12 protein-coding genes are annotated in these 14176 nt (G+C 62.5%); 6 read left to right on the top strand and 6 right to left on the bottom strand.

Going from position 1 to position 14176, the window contains the following annotated elements; genetic code table 11:
* Positions 1 to 84: 84 nt before the first annotated feature.
* From DMO26_RS17210 to DMO26_RS17225, 4 genes are all read right to left on the bottom strand, one after another.
* The gene (locus tag DMO26_RS17210; RefSeq protein ID WP_205421230.1) at positions 85 to 2205 is read right to left on the bottom strand and encodes an acetate--CoA ligase family protein; all 2121 of its coding nucleotides are present in this window, start codon (positions 2203 to 2205) and stop codon (positions 85 to 87) included.
* Between the two features lie 19 nt (positions 2206 to 2224).
* Positions 2225 to 3088, bottom strand: coding sequence for a p-hydroxycinnamoyl CoA hydratase/lyase (locus DMO26_RS17215; RefSeq protein ID WP_117193365.1), 864 nt, complete (start codon positions 3086 to 3088; stop codon positions 2225 to 2227).
* A 115-nt stretch (positions 3089 to 3203) separates the two neighbouring features.
* Positions 3204 to 3932, bottom strand: coding sequence for an SDR family oxidoreductase (locus tag DMO26_RS17220; RefSeq protein WP_117193366.1), 729 nt, complete (start codon positions 3930 to 3932; stop codon positions 3204 to 3206).
* A 28-nt stretch (positions 3933 to 3960) separates the two neighbouring features.
* Positions 3961 to 4764, bottom strand: a complete 804-nt coding sequence (locus DMO26_RS17225; protein ID WP_117193367.1) for a helix-turn-helix transcriptional regulator — start codon at positions 4762 to 4764, stop codon at positions 3961 to 3963.
* 139 nt (positions 4765 to 4903) lie between these two features.
* On the opposite strand from DMO26_RS17225, the gene DMO26_RS17230 reads away from it, so the two are divergent.
* Positions 4904 to 5437 (top strand): VOC family protein, encoded by a 534-nt coding sequence (locus DMO26_RS17230; RefSeq protein WP_117193368.1) that lies wholly within the window; start codon positions 4904 to 4906, stop codon positions 5435 to 5437.
* A 321-nt stretch (positions 5438 to 5758) separates the two neighbouring features.
* On the opposite strand, the gene DMO26_RS17235 is transcribed toward DMO26_RS17230, so the two are convergent.
* Both DMO26_RS17235 and DMO26_RS17240 read right to left on the bottom strand, forming a co-directional pair.
* Complete coding sequence (locus DMO26_RS17235; protein ID WP_117193369.1) at positions 5759 to 6937, bottom strand: alpha/beta hydrolase family protein; 1179 nt, start codon at positions 6935 to 6937, stop codon at positions 5759 to 5761.
* A 97-nt stretch (positions 6938 to 7034) separates the two neighbouring features.
* Positions 7035 to 8255, bottom strand: a complete 1221-nt coding sequence (locus tag DMO26_RS17240; RefSeq protein ID WP_117193370.1) for an FAD-dependent monooxygenase — start codon at positions 8253 to 8255, stop codon at positions 7035 to 7037.
* Between the two features lie 465 nt (positions 8256 to 8720).
* On the opposite strand from DMO26_RS17240, the gene DMO26_RS17245 reads away from it, so the two are divergent.
* The 5 genes from DMO26_RS17245 (at position 8721) to DMO26_RS17265 (ending at position 13830) form a co-directional block, all read left to right on the top strand.
* On the top strand, positions 8721 to 9167 hold the full coding sequence (locus DMO26_RS17245; RefSeq protein ID WP_162894941.1) for a tripartite tricarboxylate transporter TctB family protein: 447 nt from the start codon (positions 8721 to 8723) through the stop codon (positions 9165 to 9167).
* A 3-nt stretch (positions 9168 to 9170) separates the two neighbouring features.
* Entirely contained in the window at positions 9171 to 10676 is a 1506-nt protein-coding gene (locus DMO26_RS17250; RefSeq protein ID WP_117193372.1) for a tripartite tricarboxylate transporter permease, read from the top strand.
* A 35-nt stretch (positions 10677 to 10711) separates the two neighbouring features.
* Positions 10712 to 11698, top strand: a complete 987-nt coding sequence (locus DMO26_RS17255) for a Bug family tripartite tricarboxylate transporter substrate binding protein (RefSeq protein WP_117193373.1) — start codon at positions 10712 to 10714, stop codon at positions 11696 to 11698.
* Between the two features lie 80 nt (positions 11699 to 11778).
* Positions 11779 to 12762 (top strand): Bug family tripartite tricarboxylate transporter substrate binding protein, encoded by a 984-nt coding sequence (locus DMO26_RS17260; protein WP_226951325.1) that lies wholly within the window; start codon positions 11779 to 11781, stop codon positions 12760 to 12762.
* A gap of 84 nt (positions 12763 to 12846) precedes the next feature.
* Complete coding sequence (locus DMO26_RS17265) at positions 12847 to 13830, top strand: Bug family tripartite tricarboxylate transporter substrate binding protein (protein ID WP_117193374.1); 984 nt, start codon at positions 12847 to 12849, stop codon at positions 13828 to 13830.
* Positions 13831 to 14176: the final 346 nt, after the last annotated feature.

Genomic DNA, 14176 nt, shown 5'->3' on the forward strand with positions numbered 1-14176 from the left:
CCCTTCTCCCCGTCGGAACGGGGAGAAGGTGCTGGCAGGCGGATGAGGGGCTACGCCCCTAAACTTTGGTGAGGCCTCGCGCCCTCACCGCACCACGAATAGCGCGTCGAGGGCCAAAACCCCGTCCCCTTCGCCATAGACAACGAGCGGGTTGATATCGACTTCGACGATTTCCGGGGTCGAGCGCATCAGCGCGCCGAGCTTCACCACCACGTCGGCGATCGCCTTCACGTCGCGGGCCGGCTGGCCGCGGAAGGGGCCGAGCAGTTTTGCCGCCTTCAGCTTGCGGATTTCGGCAATAGCGCGCTCACGGCTGATATCGGCCGGCAGAAGGCGGGCATCCGCCAGCGCCTCGATCCAGACGCCGCCCAAGCCCACGAGCACCGTCGGACCCCACTGGTCGCGTTTGGCGCCGACGACCATTTCGAGACCCTGTCGCGCCATGCCTTCGATCAGCACGCCGTCGAGCTTCAGGCCCGGCTTATGGGTCGCGATGCCGGCATGCATTTTTTCATGCGCAGCGCGCACTGCGGCCTCGTCGGCGAGATTGATGGCGACGCCGCCGACATCGCTCTTGTGGGCAAGTTCTGCGGCCTGCGCCTTCATGACCACCGGATAGCCGATTTCGGCAGCGATCTTCACGGCTTCGTCGGCGGATTTCGCCAGCGCGCCCTTTGGCGTCTGGATGCTGAGTTCGGAAAGGATGCGCTTGCCTTCGTATTCGACGACGAGGCCGGAGGCCGGTGTCTTCGTCAGGCGGACACCTTCCGATGTGCGATCCTTGGTGGCGGCGAGCGCGGCGGCATAGTTCATCACCACCGCCATGGCGCGCATGGCGCGTTCCGGCGAGCGGAAGAACGGAATGCCGCTGTCGCGCACGGCCTTCATGAAGGTCGGATCGAGCGGATAGTCGTCGCCGATGATGTTGAGGATCACCGGCTTTGTCGCGGTCGCAGCGACGGGGATGATCGCATCCGACTTCTTGATCTGCATCGGCGGGGAACCGCCGGCATGCGACAGGAAGACGATGCCGACATTCGGGTCCTTCAGCATGGATGCCGTGGACGTGCCGAAAATGCCGGGATTGGCAAAGCCGGTCGTGCCGATGTCGAACGGGTTGTCGACATGCACGTAAGGCGGCACCTGCGCCGAGAGCTCGGCATGCACCTCGTCCGACAGCGTCGCGATCGGCAGGCCTACCCGTTCGCAGAAATCGAAGCAGAGGCCGCGGATAGCGCCCGAATTGGTGACGATGCCGGCCTGGCCGGCCGGCGGCAGCGGATAACGGGCGAGGATCGCCGCGACGTCGAACAGTTCGTCGGTCGTATCGACCAGCGCAACCGCCTCGTTGCGGACGGCGGCCTGCATGGTGGCATGGTCGCCGGCAAGCGCGCCGGTATGCGACTGGGCCGCCGCCTTGCCGCGCTCGCTGGAGCCTGGATGCAGCATGACGATCGGCTTGCCGAGCGCGCGGGCACGCGCCGCGACGGCGAGGAACTTCTGCGGGTTCTTGACCTGCTCGACATAGACCGCGACGAGCGTGTTGTCGGGGTCCTCGATCAGCCAGGCGATCAGGTCTTCAGCCGCCAGCACCGCCTCGTTACCGGTGGCGATGACATAGGAGACCGCGATATCGCGGGAATGCATGGCGAAGCGGATGTTGGCCGCCGTCGCGCCGCTCTGGGCGACGATGGCGACACGCGAACGCTCGCCGACGCCGCGCAGGTCGACGGGTTCGAAAGTGAGCGGAATGCCGTCGATATAGTTCGTATAGCCCATGCAGTTCGGGCCGAGCATGGCGATGCCGGCCTTGCGGCAGATCTCGGCAAGCTCGTCCTGCTGCTGGCGGCCTTCCTCGCCGGCTTCGGCGAAGCCGGAAGAATAGACGATGACGCCCGCCACTTCGCGCTCGACGCAGGCGATGATCGAATCCTTGATCGCCGCTTGCGGCACGATGAGGATCACCACGTCGACGCCCTTCGGCAGGTCGCCGATCGTCTTCACGCAGGGGCGGCCGTTGATTTCGTCACGCGAGCGGCTGACCAGATGCAGGTCGCCCGAGTATTTGAAAAGTTCGAGGTTGGAGAGCACGCCACCGCCGATCGAGGCAGGATCGGGCGATGCGCCCACGATCGCGATCGACCGTGGGCGCAAGAGACGATCGAGGTCGAACGTCTTGGGAGATGAGGTCGTCATGTCGGACATGGTGGTCTCTTGGCTCGGATCAGTCGCGGCGGTATGCGCCGAGACCCGGACGGAATGACTTTTCGTCCAGGAACTGGCTCATGCCGACATTGCGGCCGTTTTCCGGATCGCGCAGCTCCGTCTGGTCGGACTTCGCCATCAGGTATTCGCCGGCCTGCTCCCAGCTCATGTCGCGGGTGAAGCGGCAGGCGGTCTTGGCCTGGCGCAGCACGAAGGGGTTCTTGCCGATCAGCGTCATGGCAAGCTTACGGGTCTCGGCCTTCAGCTCGTCCGGCGAAACGGCCTTGTTGACCAGCTTCATCTCGGCAGCCTGGCGGCCGGTGAAGGTCTCGCCGGTCATGATGTAGTACATAGCGTCGCGGAAGCTCATCGTCTCCAGCACCGACTTCGTCACGATGCCGGCCGGGATGATGCCCCAGTTGATTTCCGACAGGCCGAAGATCGCTTCTTCCGAGGCGATGGCGAGGTCGCAGCCGACCAGGAATTGGAAGGCGCCACCGAAACACCAGCCGTTGACCATGGAGATGGTCGGCTTCGGGTAATACATCATGCGGCGCCATTGCCAGGCGGCATTCGCGCGGAACAGGCGCTCGCGCTGGATCGGCGGCACCTTGTCGGTGGCGCGGAAATATTCCTTGAGGTCCATGCCGGCCGAGAAGGATTCGCCGGCACCGGTGACGACCATAACCTTGCAGCGCTCGTCTTCTTCCAGCGCGTCCATGATGGCGTTCATTTCCCAGACGATGCCGGGGTTGATCGCGTTGCGCTGCTTCGGGCGGTTGAGGGTGACCCAAGCGATGCCTTCGTCGAATTCCACGGTGACGTATTCGCCCCACTTGCCGGCGATCTGCTCGATGGCGGCGGATTCGGTCTTGGTTTCCATAGCGATTTCTCCCTGTTGCGAGATTGAATATCAGGGACCCGAATATACGTCAAGCGGCTTTCTGTCTTGGTTTGCACCCGCAGGAAAACCGCCTGAAATCGTACTGAAATAAGGGTTAACCGCGGCCGAGGAACGGCATCTCGACCGGCAGGATGATGCTCTCGTAGAGGTTCACATCGTCCGGCAGCGTCGCCATCAGGACGACGATTCGCGCCACGTCGAGCGGCATCATCGTGGCGGGGCGGACCTGGTCGGTGACGCCGGGGACGAGCGAGCTTACCGTCGAGCCGGGATGCACCATGGAGACGGCGATGCCGTGCTCGCGGCCATCGACGGCGAGCGAGCGGGTGAAGCCTTCGAGCGCGAACTTGCTGGCCGTATAGGCAGCGGTATGCGGGCGCGGCACTTTCGAGGACAGGCTGCCCATGTTGATGATGCGGCCGCGCTTCTGCTCGATCATCATCGTGAAGGCGGCGCGCGAGCAATAGAAGACCGAATGCAGGTTGGCGCCGATCACCTCGTGCCAGCGCTCGTTGGTGAGTTTTTCGATCGCCGTGTGGTCGGCAATGCCGGCATTGTTCACCAGGATGTCCACCCGGCCGTATTTTTCCTTCACGCGGGCGAAGAGTTCGGAGACCTGTTCCTCGTCGGTCACATCGGTCGGCACCACGAAGGCTCGCCCCCCTTCCGCCTCGATTTCGGCGGCAAGCTTCTCCAGCTTGTCGGCGCTGCGGGCGGCGAGCACGGTGATGGCGCCTTCGGCGGCGATCGCCTTGGCGATGCCCCAGCCGATGCCCGAGCTTGCGCCGGTGACGATGGCAATACGGTCCTTGATCGAAATCATCTCGAAATTTCCCTTCCCTTAACCACGCTCAATTGCGCGAAATTCCCTCGTAGAGCGCTTCAAGTCCCCGGCGGTCGCTGACACCGAGCTTGCGGTAAGCGCGCTGACGATAGGTGACGATGCTCGACAGGGCGAGCCCCACTTTTTCCGATATCTCCCGGTGCGTGCGGCCGAGCAGCAGACCGGCGGAAACCTCCGCCTCACGGCCGGAAAGCGCGAAACCCGCCTGCAACAGCCGCCCGGCGATTTCCTGCTGCGGCGGATGCAGCGGCGCCGTCTGCGGCCTTGCCTGCAGCCGCACATGCTTGACGACCATGGCCATCAAGAGCGGCGCGACAGCCTCCAGCCGCTCGACGGCGGCCAGCGGAAACGGGCCGCTGTCACGGGTCCGGTAGAGGCTCGCGAAAATGCGAGGCTCGTCGGAATGGTAGATGGTCAGCCGTTCTAGCACATGCGCCCGCTCGTAACAGTCCCGGCGGTATTCCGGGTCGCGGATGCCGTTCCAGGCCTGCCGGATGACCTGAACCCTGTTGGCGGCCCCCCCATGCATGGAAGATCCGTTCAGCATCTGGCGCGTCACGCGGTCGCGCTGCCAGTAGCGGCGCGCATAATCGAGCGAGGCGCGTTCGGCGAAGCCGGGGATCGTCGAATGGTAACCGCAGGCGAAGAGGTAGGTCAGAGACCCGTCGTCTTCCGCCTGGAAGGCGGAACAGAAATCCGTGCCGGCAATGCCGCGCAGGGTCGCCAGGAATGTTTCGGGAAAGGCGGGCTCGCCGACCTGTTCCATCAGCGCGGCGAGTGCCGCCATATTGTCCGCATCAAGCGCAGGCATTGACGCCTCCTGCCATGTTCATAGATTTTTCGCGTGAAAACATCACTGGGGCATGTCCCCTTACGGGGTGGACATGGGAAGACCGGCAAAGGCCTACCATCACGGCCAATGCAACAAGCCTGGATATGGAGGAACCACCATGGTTGACGCACCGAAGCTTCGCAAGCTCTATCACTTTTCCTACCCGTGCCGCGATGGCGAAGAAACCCGTAAGTTCTATGAGGACCTCCTCGGCCTGCCGCTGGTCAACTGCATGACGTCGGACCGCGTGCCCTCCACCGGCGAGGAAAAACCCTATGCGCACTTCTTCTTCGAAATGGGCGACGGCTCCTACATGGCCTTCTTCGACCTTGGCGAAAACGTCATGCCGCTCCCCTCGCCGAACACCCCGGACTGGGTGCAGCACTTCGCCATGGAAGTCGATTCCGTCGAAGAGGTGATGAAGTTCAAGAAGCGTCTGCAGGACGCCGGCGTCAAGACGACCGACGTCATCGACCACGAGTTCATCAACTCGATCTATTTCTTCGACCCGAACGGCCTGCGCCTGGAAATCACCGCGCGCACGGAAGAGCCCGGCTATCTGGAAAAGGCCGCGTCCGAAGCCCACGAAGGCATGAAGGGCTGGGTGAAGAAGAAGGCTGCGCTGATCGCCGCGAAGTCGGCTGCTGCCTGAGTAGCTAACCGCCCCTCTCTCCCCTTGCGCGGGGCTCGAAGAGTGGGTCGAGACACGTGGCTCGACCCCGGCAGCCCCGAGAGGGGCAGAGGGGGGTGGTTCAACAATTTCTAACGTCGAGCTCGTGGCGCCACCCCCATCTGTCAGCTCTGCTGACATCTTCCCCGCAAGGGGAAATACAAGGCGTGTGCCGCACCGCCTCACGTCCTCAAAAGAGATCGCACCACCGTTCCAGTCTGGACGGTGGTGCTTTTGTTTAAAGCGCACGGTCAAACCTCCCGATGGTCGGGAGCCTGCTCCCCGCAGACTCCAGTCAACTCGTCAAGCCAGCAGCCCCTGCCGCCTACTCCAGTCCACCACCCGGTCGATGCAGGCTTTGAGAAGCTCCGGCTGCCCGAGATAGTAGTGGGTGGCGTGCGGAATGGTCATGTATTCCTTGTTTTCGGTCGCCAATGCCGCACGGATCGTCGGGTTGTGGGTGGCCGGGACAGCCTCGTCGGCATTGTTCTCGATCTGCAGCACCGGCGAGCGGCGGATCAGCGCCGCATTCATCGGACCCTTGGCGTTCGAGAGGTCGTAGCTCCACTGCGACAGCCAGGAACGCAGCGTGGTGAAGCGGGCGAGCCCGACCGGTCCGACATTGACCGTGCGCGGATCGCCCATGTAGCTCTTGCCGATCGGCCGGTCGTTCGGATCGATCGTGCCGTCGAACCAGCGCACGTCGCACATGGTGCGGTGGACGACGAAGGCGCGTTCCTGTTCCGGGCCGCCGCGGCGCTTCAGTTCGGCGAGCATGTCCTGCGCCCATCTGGTGATCTTGCGGTTGCGGGCCACCTGGGCCGCACGGAAACGCTCGACGAATTCCTTCGAATAGGGCGGCTGGTGCGGGCAGTCCGGCGAATAGATGTCGAATTCTGGATCGCGCACGTCCGGGTTCATCTCGTCGATGACCGAGGGGTCGAGCCATTCGGTGAGCGTCTCGGCGCGGGAAAGATGTGCTGCGATGAAGATGACGCCGTCGGCGGGTTTCAGGCCTGCTTCAACGAGGTTCACCTCGTCGCCGGCCGGCGTGTGGGTGATGGTCGGATTTTCCGCCTGGGCCTGGTAGAACAGCGACAGCGAACCGCCGCCCGACCAGCCGACCAGCACGACCTTTTCGTAACCGAGATCGCCGCGGGCGTAGTCGAGCCACTTGCCGAGGTCGATCGCGACCTTTTCCATGATGAGGGCGGTATCGTTCTTCGGATAGCGGCTGGCGGCACAGAGCACGTGCAGGCCGGCATCGGCGAGCGCCGTCGGCATCGGCAGGAGCTGCAGCGTCGAGGTCGGGTGCATGAAGACATAAACGGTCCTGGACGGAGCGTTTGCCGGCCGCAGCAGCTGGCCCTCGAGGTTCACCTTGCCGGAATTGCCGGCGAAACCATAGGTCTCGGTATATTTCGCGGTCTCCGGAAAGGAGACGATCAGCGGGATCCGCTGCCATTCCGCCTTGGTGGTCATGATTTCCTACCTGTTATGCTTCGTCCGCCGATGTTCACAGGTTTGGCCGGCAGAACCGGCGGACGGGCTTTTGAAGAGTGAAGCTCGTGAATTGCGCCTAGGCGACAGCTTCCCGCGACTTGTTTCCGACCACGACCGGCACCGAGGTGGCGTCGTAGGTGAACAGCCATTCGTAACGCTGCTTGACCTTGTCTTCCTGCCATTCGGCATTGACATAGTCTTCGGCGAGCTTCGGGTCCTTCAGCGCCGGATTGTGGAAGCGGCTCAAATTGCCTTCGGCGCCGCGCACGATCTTGCCGGTTCGCTCGACGCGGGCGGCCTCGTAACCGGCGAAGGCCGCTTCGTAATTGCCGTTGTTCTCGGCGAGCGCCCGGGCGAGGACGAAGCCGTCCTCGATCGCCATCACGGCGCCCTGGGCCAGGAACGGCAGGGTCGGATGGCAGGCGTCGCCGAGGAGCGTGACGCGGTCGCGGGTCCAGTCGTCCATCGGCGGGCGCAGCATCAAGGCCCATTTGTAGGGCACGTCGATCGCCTTGATCAACGTGTGGATGTCCTCATGCCAGCCCTGGTAATCGGCAAGGCATTCTTCCGTCGTGCCAGCCACCGACCAGGATTCCACTTGCCAGTCGGCGCGCTCGACCACGGAGACGTAGTTCATCAGCTTGCCGCCGCGCAGGAGATACTGGATGACGTGGCCGCCGGGGCCGATCCAGTTGGTGGCGATCGGGCGCAGCATGCGCTGCGGCAGGCGCTCGACAGGGATGACGCCGCGCCAGGCGACAATGCCGGTGAATTTCGGATCGTCGCGGCCGAACAGCGCCTCGCGGATCTTCGAATGCACGCCGTCGGCGCCCACGACGATGTCGGAGGTCGTGGTCGTGCCGTCGGCGAAGCTCAGCGTCACGCCCTTGTCGTTCTGGGTAATGCCGACGCATTTCTTCGAAAGCTTGATGGCATCCGGTTTGGCCCGCCGCACACCGGCAGCCAGCGTCTGGTGCAGGTCGTTGCGGTGAATGGTGATGTAGGGGAAGCCGTAACGCTCGATCGACAGCGGCCCCAGATCGAAAAGCTTCCAGGTCTGGCCGGTGTTCCAGAGGCGGATTTCCTTGCCGTCAGCCTGGGCGGCGATAGCCATGATCTCCTTTTCCAGCCCGAGTTCGAAAAGGATTCGCGTGCCGTTGGCGCTGACCTGGACGCCCGCGCCGACCTCCTTGAGTTCGACCGCCTGTTCATAGACGTCGACGTCGAATCCCTGGCGGAGCAACGACAAGGCTGCCGTCAAACCACCGATTCCTCCTCCCACTACCGATATTTTCATTTTCTTACCCTTTGAAATCGTGACGGTTAGTCTCTTCGCACCGCGTTCGCATGTCAACCATTTTTGATAAAGTATAATTGACTTTGTCCAAAACCAATTTCATATGTCCCGCCGCAAGGCCTCGCGCAGGCGCCGCCGGGAGGGGGTCGCAACGGAAGGTTTCAATCGCCTGTCCAAAAATACGGAAGGATGTCTGGAAATTACACCTGTGATATCTGGCTTCCTGATATTATTGCGATAGGATCGAAAACACGGGTCAGGTGTGGTATCTGGTCGGTAGCGGGTAACGGAATTCGGTTGACTGACAAGAGGGATACTCTTGTATATAGTCAAATCTAGTTGCCTATGAACGAATTCGAGTCCGCGGGTTCGAGGCGCGGCCTGGGTAGTATGTGTCATGACGGTCTGGTGGTGCTTGGAGCAGAGCCGGACCGGTTCCACAGTCAGGTTTTCAGGGAGGAAACCATGGTCATCAAAAGTCCGCAGGATTTCGGCGCGGGCGTATTGTTCATCCTCTTCGGCGCGATCGGCCTGTGGGTCGGCTCGGATCTCAACTTCGGTTCTGCTCGCAACATGGGGCCGGGTTATTTCCCGATGATCATCTGCGGGCTGATCGTCCTGATCGGCCTCATCGTCATGGCCAAGTCGCTGGCGCTGGAAGGCCCGCCGATCGAGCGCATCCAGTTCCGCCCGATCGCCTTCATCCTGCTGGCGATTGCCGCTTTCGGCCTGCTGATCGCCGAAGTCGGCGCCGTGATCTCCTCGATCCTGCTCATCATGTTCGCCGCCTATGCGAGGCGCCAGGTCAACCTCGTCGAAACGCTGGTCTTCGCAGTCTGCACCGCGGCCTTCGTCGTCATCATCTTCGTATACGCTCTTGGGCAGCCGATGCCCGTCTGGTGGGGCAGGTAATCCATGGAAGTTTTTGAACACCTCGCAACCGGCTTCATGGCGGCAGGTACGCTGGAGAACCTGCTGTTCTGTCTGATCGGCACGGTTCTCGGCACGCTGATCGGCGTCCTCCCCGGCATCGGCCCCATTCCGGCGCTCGCCATCCTTCTGCCGATCACCTTCGGGCTCGATCCGCTCTCGTCGCTGATCATGCTGGCCGGCATCTACTACGGCGCCCAATATGGCGGCTCCACCACCTCGATCCTCGTCAACATGCCGGGCGAAGCCTCCTCGGTGGTGACCTGTATCGAGGGCCATCAGATGGCCCGCCGCGGCCGCGCCGGCGCCGCACTGGCGATCGCCGCGCTCGGCTCGTTCTTCGCGGGCTGCGTGGGCACCGTCTTCATCGCCGCCTTCGGCCCGCCGCTTTCGGCGATCGCCCAGCAGTTCAATTCGCCGGATTATTTCGCGCTGATGCTGCTCGGCCTCGTCATGGCGATCGTTCTTGCCCACGGTTCGGTTCTGAAGGCCGTCGCCATGGTCCTGATGGGACTCCTGCTCGGCCTCGTCGGCACCGACATCAATACCGGCCTGACGCGTTATACCTTCGGCCTTTCGGGTCTCTGGGAAGGCATCGACTTCCTGCCGCTGGTCCTCGGTCTTTTCGGTATCGTCGAAATCGTCCGCAACCTTGAAAACCCGCCGCCGCCGCGCGAGACGATCAGCACCCGCCTGCGCGATCTCTGGCCGACACGCAGTGAAATGAAGGATGCGATCCCGGCGGCGCTGCGCGGCACCGGCCTCGGCTCGATCCTCGGCATTCTGCCGGGCGGCGGCGCGGTGCTTGCCTCCTTCGCCAGCTACACGCTGGAAAAGAAGATTTCCAAGAACCCGCGCAAGTTCGGCACCGGTGCGGTGGAAGGCGTGGCCGGGCCGGAATCGGCCAACAATGCGGCCGCCCAGACCTCGTTCATCCCGCTCCTGACGCTCGGCATTCCGTCCAACCCGATCATGGCGATCATGATGGGTGCGATGATCATCCAGGGCATCCAGCCGGGTGCGGCGGTCATGACGACGCGTCCGGACCTCTTCTGGGGCATGGTCGCCTCCATGTGGATCGGCAACCTGATGCTCGTCGTCATCAACCTGCCGATGATCGGCATCTGGGTGAAGCTGCTCTCGGTTCCTTACCGCCTGCTCTACCCGGCGATCCTGCTGTTTTGTGCGATCGGCGTCTACTCGACGAGCACCGAGCCGTTCATGATGGTCCTGATGATCGTCTTCACCGTCTTCGGTTACGTCCTCTTCAAGCTTGGCTGCGAGCCCGCCCCCATGGTGCTCGGCTTCATTCTCGGCCCGCTGATGGAGGAAAACCTGCGCCGTTCGCTGGTCATATCCCGCGGCGACCCGATGATCTTCATCAACCGTCCGATCTCGGCGACGCTGCTGGTGGCGACGGTGCTGATGCTCTGCCTGATCATCTTCCCGCAGTTTAGAAAGACCCGCGAGGAGGCGTTCCAGGAGGAGTAACGGACAGTTCCGCAACAGTTTTGGAGGAGGAGCCAATGACTGAACAACATCTGAAGCTTACGAGACGCACCCTGATTGCGGCGGCCACCGTGGCCGCTGTTCTGCCGGGTGCCGCATTCGCCCAGTCGAATACCTATCCCAGCGCTACCGTGACTTTCGTCTGCGCCTTCCCGGCCGGTTCCGGCGCGGACGTGCTCGTCCGTTTCTTTTCCGAGAAGGTCGCGCAGGTCTCCAAGCAGACCGTCATCGTGGAGAACAAGCCGGGCGCCAACGGCAATATCGCCGCGGAATACGTATCCCGCGCCAAGCCGGACGGTTATACGGTCTATGTCCATTCCGGCACGTCGACCGCTGCCAACATGTCGCTGTTCAAAAAGCCGCCGATCGACGTCACCAAGGCGCTGCGCGGCGTGCAGTTCATCAACAAGCAGCCTTTCATGATCGCGGTCGCGGCCGACAGCCCGATCAAGGACATGAAGCAGCTGACCGAGCACCTGAAGGGCAAGGGCGGCGATGCCACCTATGGCTCCACGGCGACCTCCGGCAAGGTGCTGGCGGAAGTCTATCTGCAGCTCGCCGGCGTCGCGGCGACCGAAGTCGCCTACAAGACCGGCCCGGATTCGCTGAACGACATCGTCAGCGGCCAGCTCGATTTCGCCGCGCTCGATCCCGTCTTTGCGCTCAGTCAGCAGCGCGAGGGGCGCCTGAGGTTGCTCGCCGTCGGTTCGCCGCAGCGCATGAAATCGACCCCCGACATTCCGGCCATCAAGGAATACGGCCTCAATGTCGACCAGCTTGGATGGTGGGGTGTGTTCGTGCCGGCTAAAACCCCCGACGACGTGGTCATGAAGCTGCACGACCTGTTCCAGAGCGTACTCGAAAAGCCGGAGACGGAAGCCTTCCTGAACAAGTTCGGCGGCGACGTCTATACCGGCACGCCGAAGGAGGTCGACGAGCTTCTGGCCAAGACCGTGGAGGAATGGCGCGGTTACGTGGCGCTCGCGAAGATCCCGCAGAACTGAAGCTGCGAAAAAGGCTTCGCGACATCCGCCTGTGAGGATGGAACTCTATGAATTGAAGTCAGGCATCGAGGGAGGACTGTATGCCGATCGACACTGAAATGACCCGCCGAAAACTGATGCTCGCGACTGCCGCCTCGGCAGCGCTCGCCCCGTTCGGCGCCTTCGCACAGGGCGCATATCCGAACGGCCAGATCACCTTCGTCTGCGCCTTCCCGGCCGGCTCCGGCGCCGACGTTCTCGTCCGCTTCTTCGCCGACAAGTTCGCCAAGGTCTCAGGCCAGACCGTGATCGTGGAAAACAAGCCGGGCGCCGCCGGCAACATCGCCGCCATGTACACCGCCCGCGCCAAGCCGGACGGTTATACGATCTACGTGCATTCCGGAACCTCGACGGCGGCCAACATGTCGCTTTTCAAGGCACCGCCGCTCGACGTAGTGAAGGAACTGCAGACCACTTCCTTCATCAACAAGCAGGCCTTCATGTTCGTGGTCGCCTATGACAGCCCGATCAAGGACATGAAGCAGCTGACGGAAACCCTGAAAAAGAAGGGCAACAACGCCAGCTATGCAACGGCTGCAACCTCCGGCAAGGTTCTGGGCGAAGTCTACAAGCAGAGGGCCGGCGTCGATCCGGTCGAGATCAGCTTCAAGGACGCCAAGGATTCGCTCAACGACATGCTGAGCGGTGCCATCGATTACGGCGTGCACGACCCGGTCTTCGCCCTGTCTCAGGCGAACGAAAAGCGTGTCCGCATCCTCGCCACCGGTTCGCCGATCCGGCTGAAGTCGCTGCCCGACATTCCGACCGCCAAGGAACAGGGTTACGACATCGACCAGCTCGGCTGGTGGGGTTCCTTCGTGCCGAAGGCGACGCCGCGCCCGATCGTCGACAAGATCAATTCGCTGTTCAACGAGATCCTGGCGCAGCCGGATACGGTTGCCTTCCTCGGCAAGTTCGGCGGCGACGTTTATATCGGCACGCCGGACGAGGGGCAGGCATTGCTCGCCAAGACCGTCGAGGACTGGAAGACTTACGTCGCGATGGCCAAGATTCCGCAGAATTAATCAACCGAATTGAAACACCCTGCCGCCATAGTGCGGCAGGTTCGTTCGCAGGGACCCTTACTAACCGCCATAGGAGATGATAAAGTGACAAAATGGCTTAAAAAGATCGCGCAAGCCACAGCCGCCATGGCGATGCTGGCGGTTGCGCAGATTGCAAATGTGACGCCGGCCAACGCCGCCTATCCGGACCAGACGATCACCTTCGTCTGCGCCTTCCCGGCTGGTTCGGGCGCCGACGTTCTTGTCCGTTATTTCGCCGACAAGGTATCCAAGATCGCCGGCGCGACGATCATCGTCGAAAACAAGCCGGGTGCGATGAGCAACATTGCTGCCGAATATACGGCCCGCTCCAAGCCGGATGGCTACACGATCTTCGTCCATTCCGGCAACTCGATCGCCGGCAACATGTGGATCATGAAGAAGCCGCCGATCGACGTCGGCAAGGACCTGATGACGATCGCCACCATCAACAAGCAGGCCTTCATGATCGCCGTCGCCAAGGACGCGCCGTACAAGGATCTGAAGGAACTGACCGCCGCCATGAAGGAGAAGGGCGATGGCGGTTCCTACGCCGTCAACGCCACCTCGGGCAAGGTCATGGCCGAAGTCTACAAACAGAAAGCCGGCCTCGACACCGTTGCCGTCCAGTACAAGACCGCCGCCGACTCCCTCAACGACATCACCAGCGGCGCGATGGATTTCGGTTCCTATGACCCGGTCTTTGCCCTTGCCCAGCAGCGTGAAGGCCGCTTCCGTCTTCTCGGCGTCGCCTCGCCGGAGCGGATGAAGGGCGCTCCGGAAATCCCGACACTGAAAGAACAGGGCTTCGATGTCGACCAGCTCGGTTGGTGGGGTGCCATGGTTGCCAAGGGTACGCCGGAGGACATCACGACCAAGATCAACGGCTGGTTCAATACCGTTCTGAAGACGCCGGAAGCCCAGAAGTTCCTGGCCGACCAGGGCGGCGACCCCTATATTTCCACTCCTGCCGAAGCCCAGGCTCTGATGATCAAGACGATCGCCGAGTGGAAGGACTACGTCGCCATCGCCCAGATCCCGCAGCAGTAGCTGCGACCGCCTTGGGCGGTCAAAACGCTCCAATGGAGCGTTTTGAGCAGCGAACGCCCCGAGCCCGAAGCGAGAGGCTGGTGCGGCGGCGTAGCCCGAGCAATCGATCCAGTGAATCGATTGCAGGTACGAACGCCCCCGAGCCAAAGCGAGGGGGCTGGTGCGACAGCCTCAGAACCAAAACAAAAGCCGGCGAAAACGCCGGCTTTTTCCGTTCTCGCTCCTGGACGCCTCTGCCCCTCATCCGCTTGCCGGCGCTTTCTCCCGCAGCGACGGGAAAAAGCGATATGCGTGTCGCCTTCCCATTCTCCGGCGTCGAACGTGGTACGTTCCCTCGCTCCGCTTG

The organism is Rhizobium terrae (assembly GCF_003425685.1).
Classification (GTDB): Bacteria; Pseudomonadota; Alphaproteobacteria; order Rhizobiales; family Rhizobiaceae; genus Neorhizobium; species Neorhizobium terrae.